Origin of the sequence: Cupriavidus gilardii, assembly GCF_017598945.1 — a bacterium.
Taxonomy (GTDB): Bacteria; Pseudomonadota; Gammaproteobacteria; order Burkholderiales; family Burkholderiaceae; genus Cupriavidus; species Cupriavidus gilardii_E.
Map to the genome: position 1 here is coordinate 62,675 of NZ_JAGFTW010000051.1, position 24,400 is coordinate 87,074.

24 protein-coding genes are annotated in these 24,400 nt (G+C 68.8%); 11 read left to right on the plus strand and 13 right to left on the minus strand.

Translation table 11 applies throughout. From position 1 onward, the window contains the following. The first annotated feature begins 78 nt into the window (after positions 1 to 78). Entirely contained in the window at positions 79 to 720 is a 642-nt protein-coding gene (locus tag J5T34_RS19185) for an MlaC/ttg2D family ABC transporter substrate-binding protein (protein ID WP_208581892.1), read from the plus strand. A gap of 11 nt (positions 721 to 731) precedes the next feature. Here J5T34_RS19185 and J5T34_RS19190 read toward each other — a convergent pair whose 3' ends face one another. The 6 genes from J5T34_RS19190 to ispH all read right to left on the minus strand — a co-directional run bounded on the left by J5T34_RS19190 (position 732) and on the right by ispH (position 7,649). Continuing rightward, complete coding sequence (locus J5T34_RS19190; protein WP_208581906.1) at positions 732 to 1,778, minus strand: lysylphosphatidylglycerol synthase domain-containing protein; 1,047 nt, start codon at positions 1,776 to 1,778, stop codon at positions 732 to 734. After that, complete coding sequence (gene hpnK / locus J5T34_RS19195) at positions 1,775 to 2,623, minus strand: hopanoid biosynthesis-associated protein HpnK (RefSeq protein WP_208582035.1); 849 nt, start codon at positions 2,621 to 2,623, stop codon at positions 1,775 to 1,777. Before hpnK ends, J5T34_RS19190 begins: the two co-directional genes overlap by 4 nt. 89 nt (positions 2,624 to 2,712) lie before the next feature. Further along, complete coding sequence (gene hpnJ / locus J5T34_RS19200) at positions 2,713 to 4,134, minus strand: hopanoid biosynthesis associated radical SAM protein HpnJ (protein WP_208581916.1); 1,422 nt, start codon at positions 4,132 to 4,134, stop codon at positions 2,713 to 2,715. Further along, positions 4,131 to 5,471, minus strand: a complete 1,341-nt coding sequence (hpnI, locus tag J5T34_RS19205) for a bacteriohopanetetrol glucosamine biosynthesis glycosyltransferase HpnI (protein WP_208581925.1) — start codon at positions 5,469 to 5,471, stop codon at positions 4,131 to 4,133. Before hpnI ends, hpnJ begins: the two co-directional genes overlap by 4 nt. A 6-nt stretch (positions 5,472 to 5,477) precedes the next feature. Next, the gene (gene hpnH / locus J5T34_RS19210) at positions 5,478 to 6,647 is read right to left on the minus strand and encodes an adenosyl-hopene transferase HpnH (RefSeq protein WP_208581934.1); all 1,170 of its coding nucleotides are present in this window, start codon (positions 6,645 to 6,647) and stop codon (positions 5,478 to 5,480) included. A 66-nt stretch (positions 6,648 to 6,713) separates the two neighbouring features. Beyond that, positions 6,714 to 7,649, minus strand: coding sequence for a 4-hydroxy-3-methylbut-2-enyl diphosphate reductase (ispH, locus tag J5T34_RS19215; RefSeq protein ID WP_208581936.1), 936 nt, complete (start codon positions 7,647 to 7,649; stop codon positions 6,714 to 6,716). 253 nt (positions 7,650 to 7,902) lie between these two features. On the opposite strand from ispH, the gene hpnA reads away from it, so the two are divergent. Together hpnA and J5T34_RS19225 are read left to right on the plus strand one after the other, a co-directional pair. Continuing rightward, positions 7,903 to 8,916 (plus strand): hopanoid-associated sugar epimerase, encoded by a 1,014-nt coding sequence (gene hpnA, locus J5T34_RS19220; protein WP_208582037.1) that lies wholly within the window; start codon positions 7,903 to 7,905, stop codon positions 8,914 to 8,916. 110 nt (positions 8,917 to 9,026) lie between these two features. Further along, positions 9,027 to 9,560, plus strand: a complete 534-nt coding sequence (locus J5T34_RS19225; protein WP_208581938.1) for a hypothetical protein — start codon at positions 9,027 to 9,029, stop codon at positions 9,558 to 9,560. 92 nt (positions 9,561 to 9,652) lie between these two features. Here J5T34_RS19225 and J5T34_RS19230 read toward each other — a convergent pair whose 3' ends face one another. Next, positions 9,653 to 10,126 carry a hypothetical protein gene (locus tag J5T34_RS19230; protein WP_244259074.1) on the minus strand — a complete coding sequence of 158 codons (474 nt, stop codon included), beginning with the start codon at positions 10,124 to 10,126 and terminating at the stop codon, positions 9,653 to 9,655. A 249-nt stretch (positions 10,127 to 10,375) separates the two neighbouring features. Here J5T34_RS19230 and J5T34_RS19235 point away from each other — a divergent pair, with 249 nt between their 5' ends. Beyond that, positions 10,376 to 10,714, plus strand: a complete 339-nt coding sequence (locus tag J5T34_RS19235) for a hypothetical protein (protein WP_023265133.1) — start codon at positions 10,376 to 10,378, stop codon at positions 10,712 to 10,714. An 84-nt stretch (positions 10,715 to 10,798) separates the two neighbouring features. Here the strand turns inward: J5T34_RS19235 and J5T34_RS19240 are convergent, their stop codons facing one another. Continuing rightward, on the minus strand, positions 10,799 to 11,395 hold the full coding sequence (locus tag J5T34_RS19240) for a lipocalin family protein (protein WP_208581940.1): 597 nt from the start codon (positions 11,393 to 11,395) through the stop codon (positions 10,799 to 10,801). A gap of 169 nt (positions 11,396 to 11,564) precedes the next feature. Here J5T34_RS19240 and mdtD point away from each other — a divergent pair, with 169 nt between their 5' ends. Continuing rightward, on the plus strand, positions 11,565 to 13,013 hold the full coding sequence (mdtD, locus tag J5T34_RS19245; protein WP_208581943.1) for a multidrug transporter subunit MdtD: 1,449 nt from the start codon (positions 11,565 to 11,567) through the stop codon (positions 13,011 to 13,013). Between the two features lie 25 nt (positions 13,014 to 13,038). Here the strand turns inward: mdtD and J5T34_RS19250 are convergent, their stop codons facing one another. Both J5T34_RS19250 and J5T34_RS19255 read right to left on the minus strand, forming a co-directional pair. Further along, on the minus strand, positions 13,039 to 13,341 hold the full coding sequence (locus J5T34_RS19250) for a hypothetical protein (protein WP_208581945.1): 303 nt from the start codon (positions 13,339 to 13,341) through the stop codon (positions 13,039 to 13,041). Between the two features lie 246 nt (positions 13,342 to 13,587). After that, entirely contained in the window at positions 13,588 to 13,827 is a 240-nt protein-coding gene (locus tag J5T34_RS19255; protein WP_174104779.1) for a hypothetical protein, read from the minus strand. Positions 13,828 to 13,976: 149 nt separating this feature from the next. Between J5T34_RS19255 and J5T34_RS19260 the strand changes: the two genes are divergently transcribed. After that, positions 13,977 to 15,131 (plus strand): AGE family epimerase/isomerase, encoded by a 1,155-nt coding sequence (locus J5T34_RS19260; protein ID WP_208581947.1) that lies wholly within the window; start codon positions 13,977 to 13,979, stop codon positions 15,129 to 15,131. A 25-nt stretch (positions 15,132 to 15,156) separates the two neighbouring features. Here the strand turns inward: J5T34_RS19260 and J5T34_RS19265 are convergent, their stop codons facing one another. The 3 genes from J5T34_RS19265 to J5T34_RS19275 form a co-directional block, all read right to left on the minus strand. Beyond that, on the minus strand, positions 15,157 to 15,528 hold the full coding sequence (locus J5T34_RS19265; protein WP_174104777.1) for a hypothetical protein: 372 nt from the start codon (positions 15,526 to 15,528) through the stop codon (positions 15,157 to 15,159). A gap of 81 nt (positions 15,529 to 15,609) precedes the next feature. Next, entirely contained in the window at positions 15,610 to 16,332 is a 723-nt protein-coding gene (locus J5T34_RS19270; RefSeq protein ID WP_208581949.1) for an alpha/beta hydrolase, read from the minus strand. 105 nt (positions 16,333 to 16,437) lie between these two features. Further along, positions 16,438 to 16,788 (minus strand): hypothetical protein, encoded by a 351-nt coding sequence (locus tag J5T34_RS19275; RefSeq protein ID WP_208582041.1) that lies wholly within the window; start codon positions 16,786 to 16,788, stop codon positions 16,438 to 16,440. 524 nt (positions 16,789 to 17,312) lie between these two features. Here J5T34_RS19275 and J5T34_RS19280 point away from each other — a divergent pair. From J5T34_RS19280 to J5T34_RS19300, 5 genes are all read left to right on the plus strand, one after another. Then, positions 17,313 to 17,588 (plus strand): hypothetical protein, encoded by a 276-nt coding sequence (locus tag J5T34_RS19280; protein WP_208581951.1) that lies wholly within the window; start codon positions 17,313 to 17,315, stop codon positions 17,586 to 17,588. Between the two features lie 299 nt (positions 17,589 to 17,887). Then, the gene (locus J5T34_RS19285) at positions 17,888 to 18,508 is read left to right on the plus strand and encodes a TetR/AcrR family transcriptional regulator (protein ID WP_208581953.1); all 621 of its coding nucleotides are present in this window, start codon (positions 17,888 to 17,890) and stop codon (positions 18,506 to 18,508) included. Positions 18,509 to 18,664: 156 nt separating this feature from the next. After that, entirely contained in the window at positions 18,665 to 20,314 is a 1,650-nt protein-coding gene (locus J5T34_RS19290) for a histidine kinase N-terminal 7TM domain-containing protein (protein ID WP_208581960.1), read from the plus strand. 58 nt (positions 20,315 to 20,372) lie between these two features. Continuing rightward, on the plus strand, positions 20,373 to 20,999 hold the full coding sequence (locus J5T34_RS19295; RefSeq protein WP_208581962.1) for a LysE family translocator: 627 nt from the start codon (positions 20,373 to 20,375) through the stop codon (positions 20,997 to 20,999). A gap of 1,720 nt (positions 21,000 to 22,719) precedes the next feature. Then, positions 22,720 to 24,399, plus strand: coding sequence for a hypothetical protein (locus J5T34_RS19300; protein ID WP_208581964.1), 1,680 nt, complete (start codon positions 22,720 to 22,722; stop codon positions 24,397 to 24,399). Position 24,400 lies beyond the last annotated feature (1 nt).

Sequence of the window (24,400 nt, forward strand, 5' to 3'; positions counted from 1 at the left end):
TGCAGCGGCCGCCGCCACGGGGCTATACTCGTTCGCTCGGATCGCCATGTTGATCGTCATGCCGTCGGATCGCTGCCCATGTTCCCTATCCGTTCCCATTCGCCGATTCCCGCGTTGGCCATCGCCGTACCGGCGCTGATCTGCCCGCTGCAGGGGAACGCCGCCGAGCGCGCCGCGCCCGACCGGCTGGTCCGCACCGCCGTGGAAGGGGTGATCTCCGCGGTCCGCGCCGATCCGTCGGCCAGTGCCGGCGATCAGGCCCGGGTCGTCGCCGTGGTGCGGCGCCAGTTCCTTCCCTATACCGATTTCGCTCGTACCACGCGGCTGGCGCTGGGCCCCGCGTGGCGCACGGCCAATCCTGTCCAGCAGCAGCAACTGGTCGAGCAGTTCCGCACGCTGCTGGTCCACACCTACGCGCTGTCGCTGTCGCAGCTGCGCGGGCAGAACGTCGATTTCCGCTATACGCCGACCGAGCCCGGCGCCAATGCCGACGACGTGGTGGTGCGCACCCGCGTGATCACCGCCGGCGACGAAAACCAGATCGACTATCGGCTGCGGCGCGGTGCCGACGGCTGGAAAATCTACGACATCAACATGATGGGCGCGTGGCTGATCGAGGTGTATCGCCGCCAGTTCGCCGACATCGTCGAGCGCGACGGCATCGACGGGCTGATCCGCTATCTGTCCGACCACAACGCGCGCCAGGCCGGCAGCCGCTGAAGCCCGGCCGCTCATCGCTGGGGTCTCCGCATCGTCGCTGCAGCGGCAGGCTGGCCGTGCCGGTCGCGCCAGCGGCGCACCTCGAACCACTGCCACGACAGCAGCGCCGGCACGCCGTACAGCACCTCGCGCGCGCGCCGCACCAGCGCCAGCGACAGCGCGGTTTGCGCGTCGATGCCAAGCAGCTGTCCGAGCAGCATCACCACCGCCTCCTGCACGCCAAGCCCGCCCGGCACGAAGAAGGCCATATTGCGCGCGGCCATCGTCAGCGACTCGATCGCCAGCGCCTCGCCAAACGAGACCGGATGACCGAGCAGCTGCAGCGCGAACCAGGTCTCGACGGTGCCCGCCGTCAGTCCCAGCAACTGCCAGACCGCCGCGGTGACCGGCGTGCGCAGGCGTCCCAGCAGCGCGCGGATGCGCTGGTCCAGGCCGGCCCCGAGGTCGGCGCCGGCGATGGCATCGACCATCCGGTGTTCCTCGCCCAGCAGGCGCCGGGCCAGCCGCTCCAGCCGTGCGAACAGCGCGCCATGGCGCAACGCCAGCGCAAACGCGACCGGCAGCGGCAGCGACAGCAGCAGCCCGCCGCCGATCGTCAAGGCGCGCTGTTCCTGATGACCGCCGGGAATCGCCGCGATCAGCAGCAGCACGCCCACCACGCAGAACAGGTACTGCGAGAACAGCGTGACCATGACCTCGACCACCACGCTGGCAGTGACCGCGCTGGTGTCGCCGACCTGCAGCCGGCCGAGGCGGATGCCGGCCAGCTCGCCGCCGACATTGGCCGTCGGCAGCAGCCGGTTGACCGCCTCGCGCACGCTGGCCACCCACCACAGGAACAGCATGCCGGGATGCGCGGCGGGCGCCGCGGCGCGCAGCAGTCCCTGCCAGGCGCGCGCGTCGAGCGCGATCGCCACGCCGTGCACCGGCAGCAGCCACAGCAGCGGCCAGCCGGCGCGCGCGACCGTAGTGGCGATCTGGCCCACGCCCTGATGGATCACCAGCGCGGCCAGTGCGATCAGGCCGGCGAGCCCGGCCAGCAGTCCGAGCCGCTTCATCGCGGCCACCCCGGCGAGGCACAGGACGCATGGCCTGAGGCTGGCGCCGGCAACTGATCGGCGAAGCCGCCGCGGCGCGGCGCGACCTGCTTCAGTGCGGTGCGCACGCGCGGCGACAGCAGCGCGGCCAGCTCGTCGGCATGGCGGTAGCCGCGCATTGATGGCGAGATGCGTGCGCCGGACACCGTGGCCGGATGCAGATAGAGTTCGCCGACCCCGGGCGGCAGCCTCCGCAAGGCGGCCAGCACGGTCTGTTCGTCCATCGCGCCGCTGCGCGCGATGCCGATCACATAGTCGTTATGCGCGATGCCGGCGGCATCGAGGCGCCGGCGCAGCCAGGCGAGCCACGGGCGCAGCCACCACGGCGCGCCGGCTTCGCGCGGCAGCCGCATCGCGTGCAGGCCGTAGTCGCGGCCGATGGCGAGGATCAGCGACAGCACGGTCGGATGCAGATGGAAATGCTTGTGCGTATTGACGTGATCGAGCGGCAGGCCGGTTGCGGCGAAGGCGGCGAACTGCGCGCGGATCTCGGCGGCCAGCTGGCGGCGCGCCGAAGCGGACATGACAAAGCGCAGGCCATCGCGCGCCATCGCCGCGCCGAAGCGCCCCTCGGCGTCGACCAGGTCCGGGATCGCGGCCGGCGGCAGCACCGACGGTCCGTCGGCCAGCACCAGATGCAGGCCGACGCGCAGCCGCGGCAGCCGATGCGCGCGCGATACCGCATCGGCCGCGGCCGGCGCGCCGACCATCAGGCTGGCGGCATCGAGTACGCCGTGCCGATGCGCCAGCTCGACCGCCTCGTTGACGGCCGGATGCAGGCCGAAGTCGTCGGCGGTCAGGATCAGCGCGCGCGCGGGCGTGGGACGCGTCGCGGTGCTGGCGGGCGAGGTCGGTGTCGTTGTCGAGGTCGGGGTCGGGATCGGGATCGGCAGAATCAGGCCTCGTGGGTATGCAGGAAGCGGAAGAACTCGACGCCCTCGCGCAGCCGGCGTCGCGTCATTTCCCAGCTGCCCATCATCTCGCGGGTGATTTCCCAGATCTTGGACGGCCGGAAATAGAAGCGCCGGTAGAAGGTCTCGACGCCGTGATAGATCTCGTCGCGCGACAGATGCGGATAGCTGATCGCCGCCAGCTGCACGCCATGGTCGTTGACCAGCGGGATCACCTTGTCGTCCGCCAGCCAGCCGTTGTCCAGCGCCTGCCGGTACAGCGCGGTGCCGGGGTAGGGCGCCGCCAGCGAGACCTGGATCGTATGCGGATTGATCTCCTGCGCGAAGGCGATGGTTTTCTCGATGGTTTCGCGCGTCTCGCCCGGCAGGCCGAGGATGAAGGTGCCGTGGATCGTGATGCCGAGCTTGCGGCAGTCCTCGGTGAAGCGCCGCGCGATATCGGTGCGCAAGCCCTTCTTGATGTTCAGCAGGATCTGATCGTCGCCGGACTCGTAGCCGACCAGCAGCAGCCGCAGCCCGTTGTCCTTCATGATCTTCAGCGTGCTGTACGGCACGTTGGCCTTGGCATTGCACGACCACGTCACGCCCAGCTTGCCGAGCCCGCGCGCGATTTCCTCCACGCGCGGCTTGAAGTCGGTGAAGGTGTCGTCGTCGAACATGATCTCGCGCACCTCGGGCATATTGCGCTGGATCCATTCGACCTCGGCCAGCACGTTCTCCGGCGAGCGCACGCGGTAGCGATGCCCGCCGACGGTCTGCGGCCACAGGCAGAAGGTGCAGCGCGAGCGGCAGCCCCGGCCGGTGTAGATCGATACGTAGGGGTGCAGCAGATAGCCGATGAAGTAGTTGCGGATATTCAGGTCGCGCTTGTAGATCGGTGAGACGAACGGCAGCGCGTCCATGTTCTCGATCATCGGCCGCGGCGGGTTGTGTTCGATCGTGCCGTCGGCTGCCCGATAGCTGAGCCCGGCGATCTGCGCGAGCGGCATGCCGGCGGCGACGTCCCGGCAGGTGTAGTCGAATTCCTCGCGGCAGACGAAGTCGATCGCCTCGCTGGCGGCCAGCGTGCTGCCGGGATCGACCGCGGCCTTGGCGCCGACCATGCCGATCCGGATGGCCGGATAGCGGGCCTTCAGCGCCTGCGCGAAGCGCACGTCGGCCGGGAACGACGGCGTGCTGGTATGCACGATCACCAGCTCGTGTTCGCTGGCGATGGCCAGCGTCTGCTCGAGGCTCAAGCCGTCGGCCGGTGCGTCGAGCAGACGGCTGTCTGGCACCAGCGCCGCCGGCTGCGCGAGCCAGGTCGGGTACCAGAACGAGCGGATTTCGCGCTTTGCCTGGTAGCGCGAGCCGGCGCCGCCGTCGAAGCCATCGAAGGAGGGGGCTTGCAGGAACAGGGTCTTCATCGGGGCCTCCGGGAGACGGGAGGGTGTCGTGGTTCCGCGCGGGCTTGCGGGCGTGTTCGGTCTGCGTGCGCCGGCCCTCTCCCCCGGCCCCTCTCCCACAAGTGGGAGAGGGGAGAAGACCGCCGGCCACTCGTCGAGCTCGCGGTTCTCTCCCCTCTCCCGCTCGCGGGAGAGGGGTTGGGGGAGAGGGCAGCGGCGCTCCCCATCCCATCGCGCGTCCATTGAATGGCAAGGCGCGAGCCGCGCCAGCGGACCTGCCGGCCTGTCATCGCGACGGCCCATTCGAGCAGCAGCAGCGTATCGCGCCACGGCGCACGCAGCGCCGCGCCCGCGTCGCGGCAACGCAGCGACCGGGCCAGCGCGCCGAGCGCGGCCACCAGCGCGATCGCACGGGAGGACGCCAGCAGCAGCCCGAGGACCAGCATCGGCCAGGTGAGGGTCACGAAGATCAGCGCGAAGCCCGCAGGATCGAGCGCGCGCAGCGTGCGCAGCCAGCGCAGTTCGTGCAACCACAGCGCGCGAGGCGTGGTTTCCGCGATATCGGTGCTGACCTCGACGTCGGACAGCACCGTGCGCAACCCTTGCCGGCGGCTCAGCTCGCCGAGCCAGTAGTCGTCGGCGAGGCGGTCCGCCACTGCCGCGAAGCCGCCGATCCGCAGCAGCACCTCGCGCCGCAACGCGATGGTCGCGCCGAAACCGAAGCGCTGGCTGCCGCCCGCCTGCGCGACACGGACTGCAGGAACGAACCAGTCGTCGATGAACTGCGCGCCGAGCCGCGCCCACGTTGCATGCCGCGACTGGCCCCGCAGCGGCCGGCCGCGATACAGGCAGGTCACGATGCCGACGCCCGGGTCGGCCAGCGGCGCGGTGACGCGCCGCAGATAGTCGGCACGTACCGCGATATCGCTGTCGGCGATCACCAGCCGATCGTGTCGCGCCAGCGGCAGCATGGCCTGCAGGTTGGCGACCTTCGGGTTGACGGTGGTGACGTTCGACAGCGCCGGCGCAGGATGACGCGCGCCGATCGCGACGGCGATATCGCAGTCTGGAAAGGCCCGCTGCAATCGCGCCACCACCGCCAGCGCGGGATCGTCGGCCTGCCACACGCCGAACACGATCTGAAAGCAGGGATGGCGCTGCCGGCAGAAGCTGGCCAGATTGCGGGTCAGACGCGGCTCGTCGCCGCACAGCGGCTTGAGCACCGTCACCGGCGCGAGGCCGTCATCGTTGTCCGCCGATGGTGTCGGCAGCGGATGCCGGGTGGCCCACCAGGCCACGATCGCATAGCCCGATGCGAGCACGGTAAGGATGCCGCCGGCCAGTCTCGCCCAGTCCATGCGCGTTCAATGCAGGGCCGTGGCCTGCCGGTCCGGCTTCGACGAGCTGGCGGGATTGCCGGCCTGACGACGGATCTGCTCGAGCTTGATCTCGACATGGCGCGAGAACACGTACTCGGCCGGCCGCTGTCCGTCCAGCGCAATGTCGGGCGCCATCGGCCCTTCGGTGCGCACGCCGCGCAGCGCGACGCGCATCGCCTTCAGCGGATGGGCCACGGTATCGGCGACCGCGGTGGCCTCATAACCGCTGTGCACCATGCAGTTGGCGCATTTCTCGTAGTTGCCGGTGCCATAGGCATCCCAGTCGGTGTCCTCCATCAGCTCGCGAAACGTCGCGGCGTAGCCTTCGCCGAGCAGATAGCACGGACGCTGCCAGCCGAACACGGTGCGCGCCGGATTGCCCCACGGCGTGCAGCGGTAGGTCTGGTTGCCGGCGAGGAAATCGAGAAACAGCGTCGACTGGCTGAAGGCCCATTGGCGGCCGCGTCGGCCACGCGCCAGGATGTCGCGAAACAGCTGACGCGTCTTGCCGCGGTGCAGGAAATGCTGCTGATCGGGCGCGCGCTCGTAGGCATAGCCTGGCGAGACGGTGATGCCATCCACGCCCATCGCCTTGACCGAGTCGAAGAAGCGGGCCACCCGCTCGGGATCGGCATCGTTGAACAGCGTGCAATTGATGTTGACGCGAAAGCCGCGCTGCTTGGCGGCGCGGATCGCGGCGACCGCGCGCTCGTAGACGCCGGGCTGGCAGACTGCGCGGTCGTGCATCTCCGGGTCGCCGTCCAGATGCACCGACCAGACGAAGTAGGGGCTGGGCCGGTAGGCGTCGAGCTTCTTCTCCATCAGCAGCGCATTGGTGCACAGGTAGACGAACTTGCGCCGCGCGACGATGCCTTCGACGATGGCCGGCATCTCCTTGTGCAGCAGCGGCTCGCCGCCGGCGATCGATACCACCGGCGCCCCGCATTCGTCGACCGCCGCCAGGCATTCGTCGACCGACAGGCGCTGGTTCAGGATCGGTTCCGGATAGTCGATCTTGCCGCAGCCGGCGCAGGCGAGATTGCAGCGGAACAGCGGCTCGAGCATCAGCGCCAGCGGGTAGCGCTGGCGACCGGCCAGCCGCTGGCGGACCACATAGGCGCCCACGCGGGCGACCTGGAGCAGGGGGATGGCCAAGGCGCGCTTCCTCCTTCGATGTGGGTGGATGGGTGCCTGGGCGGCGTCGCGCCTCGCCCGGCGGCTTCAGGCCACGGTGACGTCGGCCAGTTCGGCGGGCAGCCGGAACTGCGCGTGTTCCTCGCGGCCGCTCATGGTGCTGACTTCGACGGGCCCCAGCCTGCGCAGCGCGGCCAGCACGTCCTCGACCATCGCTTCCGGCGCCGACGCCCCGGCGGTGATGCCGACCACGGCGGCATCGCGCACCCAGGCGGCGTCGAGCTCGCTGCCATCGGCGATCAGATAGGACGGCACGCCGCTCTCGGTGCCGATCTCGCGCAGACGGTTGGAGTTCGAACTGTTGGGCGCGCCGATCACCAGCAGCACGTCGACCTGCGTGGCGAGTTCGCGCACCGCGCTCTGGCGATTCTGCGTGGCATAGCAGATGTCGCGCGTATCGGGTCCGACCAGATCGGGGAAGCGCCGTTCCAGCGCGGCGATGATGCCGCGCGTATCGTCGACGCTCAGCGTGGTCTGCGTGACATAGGCGACCGGCGTATCGGCCGCCAGATCGAGCTGCGCGACCTCCGCCTCGTTCTGCACCAGGATGACCCGGCCGGGGATCTGGCCCATGGTGCCGACCACCTCGGGATGGCCGGCGTGGCCGATCAGGATGACGATGCGGCCGCTGGCCGCATATTGCCGGCCCTGGTTATGGACCTTGATGACCAGCGGGCAGGTCGCGTCGATCGCATGCAGCTGGCGGGTCCGGGCTTCTTCCTCGACGCTGCGCGCGACGCCGTGCGCGCTGAAGATGGTCACCGCGTCGGCCGGCACCTCGTCGAGCTCCTCGACGAAGCGCGCGCCCTTGCCGCGCAGGGTGTCGACGACATGCCGGTTGTGGACGATCTCGTGCCGCACGTAGACCGGTGCACCGTGCTTGACCAGCGCGCGATCGACGATCTCGATCGCCCGTACCACGCCCGCGCAGAAGCCGCGCGGCTGAGCCAGAATCACCCGCATGGAGACGTTCCCCCTGGCAATACACCCTTGACGTCGCGCCCTCGTCACCGCGCCGTTGACGCAGCGTTGCCGGCCCAAACCGCCGTGGAGCCGGCGCGTTGTCCGGTGTGCGGGAAGCGCTTCCCGTCGCACGGTGGTTACTATATACCCGCGCCAGCGCCTTTGCCCGGCCGGCCCGGCGCACCCGGTGAGCCCCGACGAGACGATCGAAAGCGCGAAGGACAGCACGATGGAGAGCCCGATGGAGAGCCCGATGGAGAGCCCGATCGACAGCAGCGACGACGACGTTCTGGTCACGGGGGCATCGGGCTTTCTCGGTTCCGCTGTGGCGCGGCAAGGCCTCGCGCGCGGCTGGCGCGTGCGCGTGCTGGTTCGCGCCGGCAGCCGGCGCGGCAATCTCGAAGGGTTGCCCGTGCGCATCGTCGAAGGCGATATGTGCGATCCGAAGGCGGTCGAGCGCGCCATGCGCGGCGTCCGCTATCTGTTCCACGTGGCGGCGGACTACCGGCTGTGGGCGCCCGAGCCCGAGGCCATCGTCCGCACCAATGTGGTCGGCGCCGAGACGATGATGGGCGCGGCCCGGCGCTGCGGCGTCGAGAAGGTCGTCTATACCAGCAGCGTCGCCACGCTGCGCGTGCAGGGTGCGACCGCGCCGGTCACCGAGACCGCCACGCTGTCGCCGCAGCAGGCGATCGGCGCGTACAAGCGCAGCAAGGTGCTGGCCGAACGCGCAGTCGAACGCGAGATCGCGGCGGGCTTGCCGGCCGTGATCGTCAATCCGTCGACCCCGATCGGGCCGCGCGACATCCGCCCCACGCCGACCGGCCGCGTGATCGTCGAAGCGGCCAGCGGCCGCATTCCGGCCTTCGTCGATACCGGCCTCAATCTCGCGCATGTGGACGATGTCGCCGAGGGGCATTGGCTCGCGCTGGAGCGCGGGCGCATCGGCGAGCGCTACATCCTCGGCGGCGAGGACGTGCCGCTGCGCCAGATGCTGCGCGACATCGCCGAGCTGACCGGACGCCGCGGTCCGCTGGTGCCGTTGCCGCGCTGGCCGCTGATCCCGTTTGCGCATCTGTCCGAGGCGATCGCGCGGCGGCGCGGCACCGAGCCGCTGCTGACGGTCGACGGGCTGGCGATGTCGCGCTATCGCATGTACTTCAGCTCGGACAAGGCGCGCCGCGAACTGGACTACCGGCCGCGGCCGTATCGGGAAGGGCTGCGCGATGCGGTGGAGTGGTTCCGGGAGGCGGGGTATTTGCGTTGAACGGTGCGGGCGTTGTGATCTCCGACGCAAACTTTCAATGTTCCGGCGCATTCTGTTACATCATCGTGCGGCATACGCGGGAGAATCGCGCATTGCCTGCTTGCGGCGCTATGCAAGCTTCCATCCCGTTGTACACCTCTGCCGATGCCGGCCTGCTTGCCATGAACGCGACTTCCGCCCACGCTGACCCGTCCTCCCACAATCACCGTCACGCCGGAGAGCCCGGCAGGCTGCGGCCGTTTCGCCGTGGTCACGGCGACATCACCCGGCAAGAGCTGCTGGAACTGCTGCGGCAAAGCGAACGGCCGCCGCAGCGCGGATGCAGGGACGCTTCCTTCTGGCAGGTGGCCGGGGGCGTCGGAGCGGCTCTCGCCGTTTTGCTGTCCGCGATGAACTTCATGAACGCCGTGACGCAGGACCGGTTCGACCGCGCATTCGCCTCCATGCACGCGGAACTGGCGGAACTGGACAAGCGCACGTCGGAGCGGCTCGATTCGATCGATAAGCGTATGTCAGACCAATTTGCCGCAATGAGGACGCTGATGGATGTGCGATTCGACGGCGTCGAAGCGCGTGTGAAATCGCTGGATGAGCGAGTGGCTTCGTTGGAGGCCCGCCTCGGAGCAACCCGCGCGCACCGGTAGTTCTCATCGGTGGACGGCCGAGCGTCCGGGAAGACGGAGCGACGCCAATGTGCGTCGGCGGCCCTCAGGGCCGCCGACCTTGCCGTGGCGCCTTACCAGCGCAGCTGCTTGTTGCGCTGGCCGGCGCTCAGCGTGGTGCGCTTGGTGGTGCCCTGATAGGCCGCCGTGACCTGGTAGGTGCCCTTCGGGCCCTTGATCAGGCAGCGCGGACCGGTGGAGCGGAAATTGGCGACCTGCTTGCCGCCACGCGACAGCGTGATATCGACGTCGGACAGGTATTCCCCGCGCGGGCCTTCGGTCATCAGCAGGCCCATATCGTAGTTGCGGGCCTCGGCGCGCATCGCTTGTTGCTCGTCTTCGGCCACGCCGCCGCAAACATAGGTGAAGGGGCCGGCGGTCTGCGGCGTCAGATCCGCCGCCAGGGCCGGCGCGCTCAATGCCAGCGCACCGAGCGCGGCGGCGCCCAGGCGGACAAGACGGCGGGACTGGCGGGGAAGGTCGGAGCGGCCGGAACGGCTGGAACGGCAAAGGCAGGACGATTCGGATGCAAGAGTCAGTGTCTTCATCGATGTTCTCCTGTGACGGGGATAGCAGTTTGACGATGCGGATGCCGGGTCGTTCTCCGCTCGCCGGCAATTCGTCGACGTTTTTCAGCTTTCTTGCCGATCCTGCAAGAGTGCGCCGGCCCCGCTGACCGCCGGGCCGGCGTCCGGACCCGTAATACAGCGTCACAAATGCAACACTTCCCGAGGCCAATATTACGGCGCCGCCGCATACAGTACGGCCATGTTCAACGGTTCCTCAGGGGGACAACCATGAAACGGATTCTCGCAATGGTCGCTGTGGGCGGTGCCATGCTGGCAGCCAGCGCCGCGGCGCATGCCGGGGTGGACATCCATATCGGCGTCGGCGTGCCCGGCGTGGTGGTGGCGCCGGCGCCGGTCTACCGGCCGGCTCCTGTCTATGCCCCCGCGCCCGTCTATGCGCCGGCACCGGTGGCCTACGCGCCGGCGCCCGTGGTCGTGGCGCCCCGCCCGGTGGTGGTCGCCCCGGCGCCGGTGCGTTACGGCCCGCCGTACGGCTACGCCCGCGGCTGGCACCGCCACGACGGCTATCGCGAGGCACGCTGGCGCGATCACGGCCGCTGGCACTGATCCCCGCCGGCCCCGCCGCCGTACCGGCCCAAGCCTCAAGGCTCACGCCTCAAGCCCAAGCCTTGAAGCCTGGGCCGTCAAGCCTCAAGCCGGCGCGGCGGGCGCCGGCGCTTCCTGCAGCATGGCGTGTTCGGTCATGCGCAACGCGTCGACGTCGTAGCCGAGCTCGGCGACCCGATGCAGCAATTGCGAGCGCAGCGCCGGCTCCGGGTCGCGCGCCCGCGTCAGAATCCACAGATAGCGTCCCGACGGCTCGCCGACGATCGACCAGCTGTAGTCTTCGGCGTGGTCGAGAATCCAGTAGTCGCCGACGTAGAACGAGCCGAAGAACGACACCTTGAATTTGGCGTTGCGGCTGTCCGGAACGACGCGCGCCTTGCCGCGCGAGATGCGGGGCTTGCCGGTCGCGTCCCGGCCGGCGCGGTTGACGATGTCGATCAGCCCGTCCGGGCGCAGGCTGTATTCGGCGGTGACCGCGTCGGAGCCTTGCTCGAAGTGGTTCTCGTACCGCGCCATCTCGTACCAGCGGCCCAGGTAAGGGTCCAGTTCCACGTCCTTGTCCGGCTCGGGCACGTGCGGATTGCGCACGGGTTCGCGCGAGCGCGCGGCCAGCAGCAATGCCGCGCCGACGCTGGCAACGCCGGCGAGCGTGGCCAGCGTGGTCATGCGAGCCTTGTTCATGTCTGCCTCCTTGCGGTCGGGTCATCGGCCAGTCTAGGCAGCGATGACGGCGGGCGGCATCCGTCCGCGTCCTACGCGGCCGGCGCGCCGGTTCCCCGGTCTTGTCGTGTCCGAGTGAAGTGGCGTATCGTGCTGTCTTGACGTTTTTTCTTCATGGATTGCCAGCAGCATGACGCCCACCGAGGACAGCGAAGCGCGCACGCGCAAGGTGATGTTGTGGGTCGTGGCGGTCGGCTTCTTCATGCAGACGCTGGACAGCACCATCGTCAATACCGCACTGCCGGCGATGGCGGCCAGCCTCGGCGAAAGCCCGCTGCGCATGCAGTCGGTGATCATCGCGTACTCGCTGACGATGGCGGTGATCATCCCGGCATCGGGCTGGCTGGCCGATCGCTTCGGCACCCGCCGAATCTTTCAACTGGCGATCGCGCTGTTCGTGCTGGGATCGCTGCTGTGCGCCTATGCGCCGACCCTGCCGTTCCTCGTCGGCGCGCGGGTCGTACAGGGCGTCGGTGGCGCGATGCTGCTGCCGGTGGGGCGCCTGGCGGTGCTGCGGACCTTTCCGCGCGAGCAGTTCCTGCAGGCGCTGAGCTTCGTCGCGATTCCGGGCATGATCGGTCCGCTGATCGGGCCGACGCTGGGCGGCTGGCTGACCCAGGCGCTGTCCTGGCACTGGATCTTCCTGATCAACGTGCCGGTCGGCCTGCTGGGCGGGCTTGCCACGCTGCGCTACATGCCGGACAGCCGTCTGCCCGATACGGGCCGTTTCGATCTGGCGGGCTACGCGTTCCTCGCCACGGCGATGGTGACGATCTCCTTCGCGCTCGACGGCCTGGCCGATTTCGGCTTCGAGCACGCGACCGTGCTGATGCTGCTGATCGCCAGCCTGGCCGCGCTGACCGCCTATGCCCTGCATGCGGCGCGGCGCGCGCAGCCGCTGTTTCCGTTGTCGCTGTTCCGTATCCACAGTTTCAGCGTGGGGCTGCTGGGCAATCTGTTCGCCCGCATCGGCAATGGCGCCATGCCGTTCCTGATCCCGCTGACGCTGCAGGTCTGCCTCGGCTACTCGCCGCTGTACGCCGGCCTGATGATGCTTCCCGTGACCGCAGCCGGCATGCTGTCCAAGCGGCTGGCGACCCGCCTGATCGAAGGGCATGGCTATCGCCGCGTGCTGGTCACCAATACCTTCGTGGTCGGCCTGGTGATCGCCTCGTTCGGGCTGATCTCGCCGACCTTGCCGCTGCCCCTGGTGCTGTGCCAGCTGGCACTGTTCGGCGCCGTCAATTCGATCCAGTTCACCGCGATGAACACGGTCACGCTGAAGGATCTCGGCGGGGCCAGCGCCAGCGGCGGCAACAGCCTGCTGTCGATGGTGCAGATGCTGGCGATGAGTCTGGCGGTCACGTCCGCCGGGGCCTTGCTGGGGACCTTCAACCGCGTCCTGCAGGAGCATGCGCAGGCCGGGCCGCTGCCGGCGTTTCATGCGACCTTCGTCTGCGTGGGATTGATTACGTCGGCCTCCGCGTGGATTTTCATGCAGCTGACGGCAGAGGACGATACCGGGACCGGAAAGGCCACCCGGGAAACGCGCGAAACCGCCGAGGCGGCCGAGGTCTGAGACCGCGGCCCCGGCCGACGCCCGCTCAGGGCTGCCGTTGCTGCGGCACCGAATGCGCGCGGCGGATATTCGGCGCGCAGGGCGGGATGTCGTGGTGCCACTCGCGCGGGATGTCCGGCTCGACATCGAACTCGTTGCGCACGATGGTTTCGATCGCGGTACAGACACCGACCGTGCCCTTGGGCCCGACACAGACCAGGCTGCGGGGATGTTCGGCGTGGCGCGGCACGGCGTACACGTGCATGCCTTCGCGATACAGCGGATGTGTCGGCAGCCGCGCGTTGACCACTTCGACAAAGCGGCGGGGACTGATCACTGGCTTTTCCATGGCGGTCTCCCGGCGAGCGGAACAGCCCCTCTTGCCGGTGCGCCGTCGCGCCGGTGGCAGGGGGTGTCTCCCGTCGTGGTGAGAGTCGGTCGGAGCGGGTCCAGTGAGACGCCGACGGCGTTCGCGCCCTGCCGGCAAGGTGCCGTCAAGCCAGGTCGCGAGCGCGCAGCAGACCCGCGTCGGACAGATGCCCGACGCCTTCAGGGTAGTGCATATCGGCCGGCGTTCAAGCGCCGGCGCCCGGACTCAGTGCTCGGTGGCGATGCGCGGGCCGTTCAGCAGCCGGTTGCACTCGGCCCAGCCGGCCGCTTGCGCCTCCGCTTGCGTGGGCCATTCGGCATGGGCGTCGATGATGCAGTCGCAGTCGGCGCTGCCGCAGTGTTCCTCGAGCACCATCTGCCAGGTGTAGGCCTGCGGCTGCAGTTCGATCACGTGCAGCACCACGGTGCGGTGCCGGTCGGACAGGGACAGGGATGTGTTCGGCATGGCGGGTACCCCCTTGCTACCTGATTCATCGTAGCAGTTGGGCAGCGGCGTTCGGCTCGGTGGCGCCGGGCGGTCCGCCGCTTTTGTTTCGTGGGCATTTACAGTATCTTCTGCGCTTGCCCGTGCCCGCCGCCGATTCCTCTGCCTCGATGAGCCGCATTACCCCCTCCGCCGCCGCGTCGGCAACCACTGCTTTCGCCTCGTCCGCTTCCGGTCCTGGCGCCGCCATTGCCGCGCTGCTGGCGCACTACGACACCACCGTATTGCCGCTGTGGACCGGACCGGGCTGGCACGAGTCCATCGGCCTGCCCTACGAGGCGCTGGCCGGGCGCGATGCCAGCCCGCTGCCGGTGCAGCGCTATCGGGCGATGGCCTGCGCCCGGCAGCTCTACGTCTTTGCGCGGCAACCGGACGGCCTGGCGCATGCCGATACGCTGTTCGCCGCGCTGCGCCGCCGCTTCGCCGATCCGGAAGGGGGCTGGTACTACAGCATCGATGCCGACGGCGCGCCGCTCGATACCGGCAAGGACCTGTACACGCACGCCTTCATCGTGTTTGCCTGCGCCGCGTACTGGCGGCGCGGCGGCAATCCGCAGGCACGCGCTGTGCTGAACGATACCGTCGCGTTGATCGAAGAGAAGTTCGGGATCCCCGGCGGCCTGTACCACGCCGCACTGGCGCGCGACTTCACCGTCGAGCGCGACGCGGTGCTGCAGAACCCGGTGATGCATCTGACCGAGGCCTATCTGGCCGCATTCGAGGCCACCGGCGACGACTGGTACGCGCAGCGGCTGCGGGAGATCGCGCGGCAGGTTCAGCGGACCTTCGTCGATCCTGCCAATGGCTGCATCGCCGAGCTGCCATTGGGCGCGCCCGGCAATCGCATCGAGCCGGGCCACCAGTTCGAGTGGTATTCGCTGCTGGCGATGGCGCCCTCGGTGTTCGGCGCATGCGAACTTGCCGAGTCGCTGACGCGCGGCTGTGCCTTCGCCCAGCGGCATGGGGTGGCACAGCAAACACAGGGCGTTGCCGCGGCGCTGGATGCAGACGGACGCATCATCGATGCCACGCAACGCATCTGGGCGCAGACCGAATATGCCCGCGCGCTGGCACTGCGCGGCGACGACGAGGGACGTGCCGCGCTGGCGGCGTGGCTGACGGCTTTCCCCGGCCGTTTTCTGCACGCCCGCGGCTGGCACGAATGCATCGGCCCGGACGGCGCGGTGTTGCGCGGCGAGATGCCGTCGACCACGCCGTACCATCTCGCCACCGCCTACGAGGCGCTGCGCAAGCTCGCCGATTGATTCAGCCGCGATAGAGCGGGGCCGCTCAGTCCTGCACGCCGTTCTCGCGCAGCAGCCGCTCGCATTCGTCGAGCATGTCGTGCGCGAAGGCCGACTGGTAGTTCGGGTCCAGCGCTTCCATCATTTCATGCGCGGCGTACAGCCCTGCCGAGCGCGACAGCGTCTCGGCGAGTTGGCGTGCGAGCTGATCGCTCAATTCCGACAGCAGACGGCGCTCGGTCAGCGCGAGCTGCAGCTTCGAGCGCGACAGCCATTGCGCAGCCAGGGTGGCGGCCTGTGCGTCGGTCATCCATTTGCCGTGCTCGTAGTAGGCCGACAGACGTTCAGCGGCCAGCGCGAACAGCAGGGCCTTGCGGGTATTGAAGTCGAGCAGGGGAGCGGGGGGAATTGCTGACATCGGAAACGAATCGGATTGGCCCGTGCGGGCGGGGCGCGCCCGACCGAGGGAAATCATGCGATCAGGCGGGCACGGACATGCTTACGCTGCGGGACCGGCGCCGATCGCCGCAAGGCGCTGGCCGAGCCAGACGCCGATGTCGGCGATCTCTTCGAGGCAGACCGAATGCGGCATCGGGTAGGTCTGCCACGTCAGCGGATAGCCGCGTTGCTGCAGCAGATCGCGGGCCTGCGTACCGAGCGCCAGCAGCACCACGTCGTCCTGCGCGCCGTGCGCGGCGAAGATCGGCGTGGCGGCGTTGGCCGGCGCGGCCTCGGCGTCCAGCAGCGTGGGCGACGCCAGATAGGTCGACAGCGCGATGATCCCGGCCAGCGGCTCGGGGTGGGTCAGTCCGGCCAGATACGCCATCGCGCCGCCCTGCGAGAAGCCTGCCAGCACAATGCGCGAACTCGGAATGCCGCGCGCGTTCTCGCGGGCGATCAGTGCGCGGACCATGTCGCGTGAGGCCCGGATGCCGCTCTCGTCGGCGTGGCGGCGGGCATCGCTGAGCGACACGATGTCGTACCAGGCGCGCATGATATAGCCGCCGTTGCAGGTGACCGGGATCAGCGGCGCGTGCGGGAAGATGAAGCGCACCGCGGCGCTGTCGGCCAGGCCCAGTTCGGGGACCACCGGCACGAAATCGCTGCCGTCGGCGCCCAGGCCGTGCATCCAGATCACGGCAAAGCGCGGCGCGGGCGCGGTTTCGATTTCGATCGGGGCGTCGGCGGCGGGGGATTGTGCGGCGTGGAAAGCTTCGGTCATGGCAAGGCGCGGGGGTCATCAATAGCGCCAGGCAGCGCGGCTGCGCAGTATCGCATAGATGCGGCGCGCGCCCGCCGCGGGGCGCGCGCCGGTGACAGCGAGGGCTCAGGCGGCGGAAGGCACGATCGGCACGGTGGTCAGTCCAGCTGCGATGCGCGAAGGCTGCGAGGCGGTCTGCGGCGGTACCGGCACGGTCTGCGAAGCGGCCGCTTCCGCCCGCTCGGCCTGCTCGGCCGCCGCCGCCTCGCTGGCGCGGCGTTTGTCGACGACCTGTTCGACCCCGGCGGCGGCGACCTCTTCCAGGAAGCCGACCATATCGCGGTAGTAGTCGACCTGCATCTGCGCCTCCAGCAGGCGCCGTTCCGCCTGGAACAGCGCGAGCCGCATGTCCTGCAACTCCTTGGCGGCGATTTTCTCCGGGCTTGGCGCAATGAACAACGATGCAAGCGAACGCATGGCGGTGTACCTCCCGTACTGGATTCGATGATCCTTGTGGTCGAAAAACCTCTCAGGCCATGCGATCCAATATAGACGCCAAAGCACGTCGACCATGTGCGGCGGACCGCATCCGTCGCGGATCGCCCACAGCCGCTCGGCATGCCGGATTGTCGGATCGGCAGCGGGCGGGGTAGATTTGTCCGATGTGCCTTACCCCGGCACGCCAATTTATGAGCTTGGCTTCACGTGGCGCTGGGCGAGGTGAGATGTGGAAGACACATCGGATGGCGCCATCCTATTTTCCTTGACTATCTATCTATCGGTAGATAACATGCAGGGCATGGAAGGCGCAGTCCGTTGGAGCCATCGACGAACTGCCTGGTCCAGCCGCATTACCGAGCCGCCGAGGCTATTTTTTTGGCAGTGGGTATCTATCTACGAGTAGATAACCGATGCCAGGGAAAACGCCGGTGCAACCATAGCCAGGGTCCACACGGGCACCACGAGCCGCCCGCCAGCCCACCGAAGCCAGGAGAAGCATCATGCAAGCCAAGTTCGCCAAGACGCTGATCGCCATCGCCACCGTGGCTGCCGCAACCGTCGCCGGTCAGGCCGCCGCCGCCTCCGCGGGCAGCGTGCCGGCCGACCGTTACGGCTACGAACTGCGTACCGGCAAGTTCGACCCGTACAGCGAGGGCGCCCGCACCGGCAAGTTCGACGTCTACAGCGAGGGCGCCCGCACCGGCAAGTTCGATGTCTACAGCGAAGGCGCGCGTGCCGGCAAATTCGACGTGTTCACCGAAGGCGCCCGCGGCTGAGGCGTAGCGGGCCGCAGCCCGACCTCAACATCATGGCCGGCCGCCAGTGCGGCGGCCCGGCTTGTTTCAGGAGTGGATCATGGGAATTCGCGACAGTGTTCTGATTGTGTCCGGCTGGCTGTTGCTCTGTGGGGCAAGTGGTTGGGTCGTCACGGCGATCGCGCAGGTGTTGCCGGCTTGAGGCCCGCCGCAGGGCCGCGCAATGGCTCGCATCTTGCATGACGCTAAACGGCACGCGTGCCGGCAATCCGGGGGTATCCCTCATTGCTAACCTATCTCTTGGTAGATAAAGTGGCGTCATGAAAGCGCAATCCGTCCGCGAGCAACTGCTCGACCATACCTTCGCCTTGATCCGCCGGCGCGGTTTCAATGGTTTCAGCTATCGCGACCTTGCCGACCTGGTCGGCGTCAAGACGTCCAGCATCCACTATTACTTCCCCTGCAAGGAAGACCTGGCGCTGGAAGCCACCCGGCAATACACCGCAAGGATCGCCGAAGAGCTGAGCCATATCGACCCGGCGCTGAGCCCGGTCGAACGCGCCGAGCTTTATCTGAATGGCTGGCGCCGCAAGCTCGATCCGGACCAGATCTGCATGTGCGGCATGCTGGCGACCGAAACCGAGTGCTTGCCCGAGGCCGTCCATGCCGTGCTGAAGGACTTCTTCCTGCTGCATGAGCGCCTGCTGACCGGCATGATCGAACAGGCGCGCGCCGAAGGCGCACCGGCCCAGCCGATACCGGCTGCCGAGCTCGCCATGGTGATCTTCGGCGCGCTGCAGAGCGGTCTGATCTCGGCACGGCTGTTCCGCTCGCCGGAGCGCTGGGAAGCCGCGGCGCAGATGCTGCTCGCCGCGGTCGGCAAGCCCGGCGGCGCCAAGGCCGCCGCGACCGAACAGCCCGCCGAAGCGGCCGCGGGTTGAGCGCGGCGGCGCCGAGCTCCGGCACCGGTGGCGGTCGATCCTGACCGGCCGTCCGGTGCCACGTCGGGTCCGCCACCCGACCGATCCCGCTCCCGATATCCACTCCGCTCCTGCACCGATTGCCCACCCGGGCCAGGCGTGCTGCAATCCTGCCCGATGGCGATCTCCCTGCTGATTCTGCTGATGGCCGGCGCACTGGTGGTGTGCGCGGCGGTAGCTATCGCGAGTTGGCCACGGCGCGACGATCCCACCGTGCGCGCGTTTCTGCTTCTGGCCGTCGGCGCGGGCATCTGGTGCGCGGGACGCATGCTGGAAATCCAGGCGCCCAATGTGTCGGAACGCATCGTCTGGGCCAAGCTGCAATACCCGGGCATCCTGATGGTGCCGGTGGGCTGGCTGCTGGCCATCGTGCGGCTGACGCGTCCGCACTATCTGGTCGGCCGCGGCTGGCTGACCCTGGCGCTGGCGATCGGCATCGCCGGCATGGCGCTGGTGCTGACCAACGAACGCCACGGGCTGGTCTGGCCCCAGGTCCAATGGTTCGGCGGCGAAGGGCTGCATACGCGCGCCGTGTTCTCCCACGGCCCCGGCTATTGGGTATTGGCCGCCTACAGCTACGGCCTGCTGCTGTTGAGCCTGTATTTCCTGGCGACGGCATCCGCGCACGGCAAGCTGTCGCGCGGCGGCAGGGTGGTGCTGATTGCCGGGCTGCTGCTGCCGATGTTCGCCAACATCGCCTATCTGCGCGGCTGGACCACGCCGGTGGGCGGCGATCTGACGCCCGCGACGTTCTCCGTGATGGCGCTGCTGGTCTGGCTGTGCGCGCTGCGGCCGCATCTGGGCGATGTCGGCCACTATGCGCGGCTGCGCGTATTCGACGCGCTGCGCGAAGGTTGCGTGATCGTCGACCACCGCGGCCGGATCGCCGATCTGAATCGTACCGCCCAACGCATGTTGCCCGGAATGCGGCGCGGGGACCCTGCGCCGGCTTCGTGGCTGGCTACCCGGCCCTATGTGGCGGGCGTGCCGGACTACGAACTGACCGTCGAGCCGGTGCGCAATCTGGAAGAGCGGGACATCGGCCGCATCGTCTTCGTGCGCGATGTCAGCGCCTTCCGCACGCGCGAACATGCGCTGGTGGAGGAGAACTCCAATCTCGCGGTCCGGCTCAATGAAACCGTCGACAAGCTGCTGCGCATCGAAGGCGATCTGTATCGCGACCCGCTGACCGGCCTGTTCAACCGGCGCTTCTTCCAGCGCGAGGCGCAGGTGTTGCTGGCCGCGGCACAGGAACGCGGCACGCCGCTCGGCCTGATGCTGATCGACGTCGACTTCTTCAAGCAGTACAACGACATCTACGGCCACCTGCGCGGCGACGAATGCCTGCGCGCGATCGGCGCCACGCTGGCACAGACGCTCGACGAGGCGGCAAGCTTCTGCGCGCGCGTAGGCGGCGAGGAGTTTGCCGTGGTGCTGCACCAGGCCGATGCCGATCGCACCCGCGCCCTCGGTCTGCGCATGCTGCAAGCGGTCAGGTCGCTGCAGATGCCGCATATCGGCGCCGAGTCTTCGCATCCGTTCCTGAGCATCAGCGTCGGCGCGGTTTCGCGCATTCCGGACTCGCCGCTGGTCGAGGAGCTGGTGGCGGCCGCCGATGTCGCCCTCTATGCGGCCAAGCGCGGCGGCCGCAACCGCCTCGTGATGGCTGGCGGTCCATCGCCCGCGCCAGTTCACAGCGACCGGGCCGACGACACCGACAACACGGACCAGACGGACCACACGGATCCATCCCGACCGCTGGTCTGACTGCGAGGCCGGGCCGCCGGCCCGCAGTCTTTCAAGCAGGCACCGTCAAGGAGACAAGATGCCGACGCTCGATACGCTGATCGCCTTCTTCGGCATTGCCGTGCTGCTTGGGCTCGCGCCCGGTCCCGACAATGTCTTCGTGCTGCTGCAGTCCGCCATGCGCGGCCCGCGCGCGGGTTTGACGGTGGTAGTTGGCCTGTGCACCGGCCTGCTGTTCCATACGGCCGCGGTGGCGCTCGGGCTGGCGACGTTGTTCGCGGCATCGGCCACGGCCTTTACCGTGCTGAAGATCTGCGGCGCACTGTATCTGGCATGGCTGGCGTGGCAGGCGTTTCGCGCGCCGGTCGATGCCCCGGTGCAGACGAGCCAGCGCGCCGGGGATGGCTGGCAGATGTATCGGCGCGGGGTGGTGATGAATGTCACCAATCCCAAGGTCGCGATTTTCTTTCTCGCTTTCCTGCCCCAGTTCGTTTCCCCGGCGCAGGGACCGATCGCAATGCAGATTGCGGTGCTCGGCGCGGTCTTCATGCTGGCCACGTTGCTGGTATTCGGTGCCATTGCCTGGTTTTCCGGGCTGTTCGGCACGCTGCTGCTGCGTTCGGCGCGCGCGCGGCGGGCGCTGAACTGGTTCGCGGGCACCGTCTTTGCCGGCCTGGCGATACGGCTGGCGACGGCGCAGCGTTAGGCCGGCTCGGCCCGCAGCATGCAATCGCGACATACATCGCGACATACATCGCGACATACATCGCGACATGGCACGCCGATGTTGTCTGTATAGATTCGGAAACATTGGGTCGCCGCACGTTGGCGGGACGCTATAGAGACGGGCCAGTATCGACAGCAGGCCTGCACGGGAGCGCTACATTGCGCCATCCCGCTCGACTCCCCAGGCGACCCCATCGTGATTCCATCCGGCTATCCTTCCCTCGGCTGTCCGCTCGGCCGGCCGCCTATCGGACCCGAACGGCTCGGCTTATCCCACTGTGATGGCGAGCGGGCCGAGCCCGCCGTCGATACGATGCATCCGTGCGCGGCACAGGACCTGCTCCAGCCGCCGCCTCCCTCCGAGCCCGTGGCATCGGACGTTCCGCTCGACGCGCCAGACCCCGCGAGCCATGTCGATGCCGCGCTGGCCCTGCTGCGCCGGCGTACCGGCGTGCCGCTTGCCGAGCGTCTCGCGTCCGGCTTGCCGAGCGACCGGGCCGCCGCCGTCGCGCTGCTCGACGGCCTGCTGGCCGAGGGCGAGCAGGCCGGTCCACTGGCATCGTCCAGCCCGCTTGCCGCTTCGGAGCAAGGGCGCAGCGCCATCGCGCAGACCCTGGCGCTGCGCGGCCGCCTGACGAGCGGGGCATCGGCAGACGCCGGCACGTTGCAGCACGCGGTGGACGAACTGGTGAGCACCCTGGAGGCGATTCCCTGCGACCGTGAACATGCCCGGTTGCGCGAGCGGGCCAATACCGCGCTACGCGCCATCCTCGGCGATCCTCCCTGGGACCTTGTCGCCATGATCAACAGCGACCGGCTGCCGGATCGGCAGGCCGCCGCGGCGCAGATCGACACGCTGTTGGGGCATCTCCGGGTGCTGGCCGACCGCCGCACGGAAGCATCGGGCCCCGACGTCTTTCCGGCCGCGCTGCGGGCGGCGGTGCACCGACTGGTGCTGGAGGGCGGCCACGGCCTCAGCCCCGCGCAGCGGACGGCGTTGCAGCAGTGTCCAGTCCTCGGCCCGGAGCTGGAAGCGGTGCTGCTGGCGGGCGGCTCGCTGTCGCGCGTGGCAACCGACGTGGTGGAGGGGCTTTGTCGGCAGGCCAGCCGCTGTGCGGCCGACGAGAGCGAGCACGCCGGCGATGCGGTCCTTCTGGCGGAATTCACCACGCTCGGGGCCAGCGCTCGCGAACTGGCAGAGAGCGCACGTTCTCTCCCCGGCGATGCGGTTCGGGCCGCTGCCAATTCCCGCTGGCCCGTTTCCGCCAACTCGCAGCAGACGCTGCTGCACGACGCGCTGGCGACACGGCTGTCGACGATGAAGCCGGACGATCTGGCAAACGTGCATCGCTGGCTGACGACGCCAACCATGCTGGCGCTCAGGGCCATGGTCCATCGCTCGGCGCTGGCCGGCGAGCGCCATGACGTGGGCACGTCCCGCGCCGCCAGCGCTATCGCGGCGCAACGTCGCTTGCTGGGCGACTGGCTGGCAGGCTATGACGAACTGGCCGCCTTGCTTGCCTTGCGCATGTCCTTGCAAAGCGAGCCGGGTGTCAGGCGCAAGACCGGAAAGGAGACCGCAACACCTGGAGGGACGCCCGCAACCGGTACAAGGCAGGGCAGGGCACGCGCAGCAGGCAAGGAGCCCGCCACGGACCAGGACGCTGGCAATGCCGGCCGGGCCGATTCCGCTTGCGTCGATGAGACGCACCAAGCGTCGCCAGCAGCCGAACGATCGCCCGCGATCACTGCAGCGACCGCCCTGTTCCGGCAGCTTTTCGCCACCGACCCCGCATCGAAGACACCGCCCGCATCGCGGGCCGATTGGGTCAGAGTCTGAAACCGAAAGCCGAGGGAGACACGCGGCCCGAAGCGGGTCGTGTGGAGAGCCGTTTCGTTTTTGTTTTCTGTTCGTTCGTTCCTTTGTGGGGGATGGGATGTTGCAAGCCGTGTTCAGATTCTTCGGCCCGTGCCTGGGCGTCAGGCACAAGGAGCGGCCCGAAGCCGCCCAGTCCCCGCGCATTGCACGCGACGCGCCGATCCCGCGCTCCGGCCTGTGGTACCGAGTTCTGTGCACGCTGTTCTTCTGGCGCGGCCGGCGTGCCGATCCGGCGCGCACTTGCCGTCAGCCCTTGCCTCGAATCTGCTACGTCTCCACGCCGCCGCCCTTGTCCCACGACGACACGGCGAAGTCGCTCGCCGAGAAGCTGGCGCCGATGGCCCCCGATGCGCTGCAAGCGTTCTGTGCCGGATGTCGGAAGGACACCCTGCTGGCGATGGTGGACTGGTGCCGCTCCGCCGGCAACGATCCGGCGGCGGGCGATGCGGCCACGGCAGCGGCGCGCGCCACGATCGAGGCGAGCGCCAGGGAGGCACTGCGCAAGTTCGAACGCGACGCCGTGCCCGCGCCCGGCGTCAAGCACGTGCTGACGCTGCTGCAGCGCGACCTCGCCGATGTGCGCGGCAACAAGGGCGTCCTGACGTTGGCGCGCCGTCGTGACGACTGGGTCAGCCGGCACCCGCGCGACCGCGAGTTTGTGGCCGGCGGTCAGCATGCCGTGGACACATTCGAGTTGTTCCGGCGCTCGATCGAGGCGCTGTGCCGCTTCGAGATGGCGGGCGGCGAGCGCGAAATCACGCAGGCGCTGGCGGGGCCATGGGCCGATGCCGCCGACAGGCTATGCGCGGCGTTGAAAGCCGAGGGCGCGACCATGGCAGCGCTGGCCGAGTTGGCGAACGGGCTTCGCTTGCAGGAGCGAGACACCGCGCTGGCGTTGATTCACAAGCAACTCGGCATCGCGCACGAACGGCCGCAATCGTCCAGGGCCGCCGGCGCGGAGCCCGATGAAGCGGCCGGCGCCGCCGGCACTGTGTCTGACCAGGCTCGGGTACCGCGCGGCAGTGGTCCACCGCCGCTCACCGTGACGACGCTGACCGACCTCCTGGTCGATCCCGGCAGCGATGCGCATCGGGTCGCGGCTGCCGTCGATCTATTGGTCCACAACCTTCGCACGGTGGCGCGGCTGCGCGCGCGCGAAGCGATATCCGCCCAGATCGAGCAGCGCCTGGACGATCTGCTGGCCCGGGCCGGGGCTTGCCTGACGGAGCCGCAGTTGCATCGTCTCGGCGACGCGCTGCAGCGGCTCGATCTGAAAGCCTGGGGCACCTGTCGAAAGCTGCTGGACATCCGTGAGGTGCTGTACGACTCCGGCAAGCAGGCCTTGCGCGATGCGATGGCGGGGAGCGCCGGCGTGCGGGCGCGACAAGCCGCGGTGCGCGCGCAGGCGCAGCAGCTATGGCAGAGCATCGGCAAGGTCGATGCTGCGGTCGCATCGGAAGCTGGCCAGTCCGGTCCGCACCATGGCGCTGCAATCGGCTAGC

What these genes read in the sequence shown, in the direction of transcription:
- J5T34_RS19185 (WP_208581892.1), top strand. Translation starts at nt 79, where the DNA reads ATGTTCCCTATCCGTTCCCATTCGCCGATTCCCGCGTTGGCCATCGCC.
- J5T34_RS19190 (WP_208581906.1), bottom strand. Translation starts at nt 1,778, where the DNA reads ATGAAGCGGCTCGGACTGCTGGCCGGGCTCGCCGGCCTGATCGCACTG.
- hpnJ (WP_208581916.1), bottom strand. Translation starts at nt 4,134, where the DNA reads ATGAAGACCCTGTTCCTGCAAGCCCCCTCCTTCGATGGCTTCGACGGC.
- hpnI (WP_208581925.1), bottom strand. Translation starts at nt 5,471, where the DNA reads ATGGACTGGGCGAGACTGGCCGGCGGCATCCTTACCGTGCTCGCATCG.
- ispH (WP_208581936.1), bottom strand. Translation starts at nt 7,649, where the DNA reads ATGCGGGTGATTCTGGCTCAGCCGCGCGGCTTCTGCGCGGGCGTGGTA.
- hpnA (WP_208582037.1), top strand. Translation starts at nt 7,903, where the DNA reads ATGGAGAGCCCGATCGACAGCAGCGACGACGACGTTCTGGTCACGGGG.
- J5T34_RS19225 (WP_208581938.1), top strand. Translation starts at nt 9,027, where the DNA reads ATGCAAGCTTCCATCCCGTTGTACACCTCTGCCGATGCCGGCCTGCTT.
- J5T34_RS19230 (WP_244259074.1), bottom strand. Translation starts at nt 10,126, where the DNA reads ATGAAGACACTGACTCTTGCATCCGAATCGTCCTGCCTTTGCCGTTCC.
- J5T34_RS19235 (WP_023265133.1), top strand. Translation starts at nt 10,376, where the DNA reads ATGAAACGGATTCTCGCAATGGTCGCTGTGGGCGGTGCCATGCTGGCA.
- J5T34_RS19240 (WP_208581940.1), bottom strand. Translation starts at nt 11,395, where the DNA reads ATGAACAAGGCTCGCATGACCACGCTGGCCACGCTCGCCGGCGTTGCC.
- mdtD (WP_208581943.1), top strand. Translation starts at nt 11,565, where the DNA reads ATGACGCCCACCGAGGACAGCGAAGCGCGCACGCGCAAGGTGATGTTG.
- J5T34_RS19250 (WP_208581945.1), bottom strand. Translation starts at nt 13,341, where the DNA reads ATGGAAAAGCCAGTGATCAGTCCCCGCCGCTTTGTCGAAGTGGTCAAC.
- J5T34_RS19255 (WP_174104779.1), bottom strand. Translation starts at nt 13,827, where the DNA reads ATGCCGAACACATCCCTGTCCCTGTCCGACCGGCACCGCACCGTGGTG.
- J5T34_RS19260 (WP_208581947.1), top strand. Translation starts at nt 13,977, where the DNA reads ATGAGCCGCATTACCCCCTCCGCCGCCGCGTCGGCAACCACTGCTTTC.
- J5T34_RS19265 (WP_174104777.1), bottom strand. Translation starts at nt 15,528, where the DNA reads ATGTCAGCAATTCCCCCCGCTCCCCTGCTCGACTTCAATACCCGCAAG.
- J5T34_RS19270 (WP_208581949.1), bottom strand. Translation starts at nt 16,332, where the DNA reads ATGACCGAAGCTTTCCACGCCGCACAATCCCCCGCCGCCGACGCCCCG.
- J5T34_RS19275 (WP_208582041.1), bottom strand. Translation starts at nt 16,788, where the DNA reads ATGCGTTCGCTTGCATCGTTGTTCATTGCGCCAAGCCCGGAGAAAATC.
- J5T34_RS19280 (WP_208581951.1), top strand. Translation starts at nt 17,313, where the DNA reads ATGCAAGCCAAGTTCGCCAAGACGCTGATCGCCATCGCCACCGTGGCT.
- J5T34_RS19285 (WP_208581953.1), top strand. Translation starts at nt 17,888, where the DNA reads ATGAAAGCGCAATCCGTCCGCGAGCAACTGCTCGACCATACCTTCGCC.
- J5T34_RS19290 (WP_208581960.1), top strand. Translation starts at nt 18,665, where the DNA reads ATGGCGATCTCCCTGCTGATTCTGCTGATGGCCGGCGCACTGGTGGTG.
- J5T34_RS19295 (WP_208581962.1), top strand. Translation starts at nt 20,373, where the DNA reads ATGCCGACGCTCGATACGCTGATCGCCTTCTTCGGCATTGCCGTGCTG.
- J5T34_RS19300 (WP_208581964.1), top strand. Translation starts at nt 22,720, where the DNA reads ATGAGACGCACCAAGCGTCGCCAGCAGCCGAACGATCGCCCGCGATCA.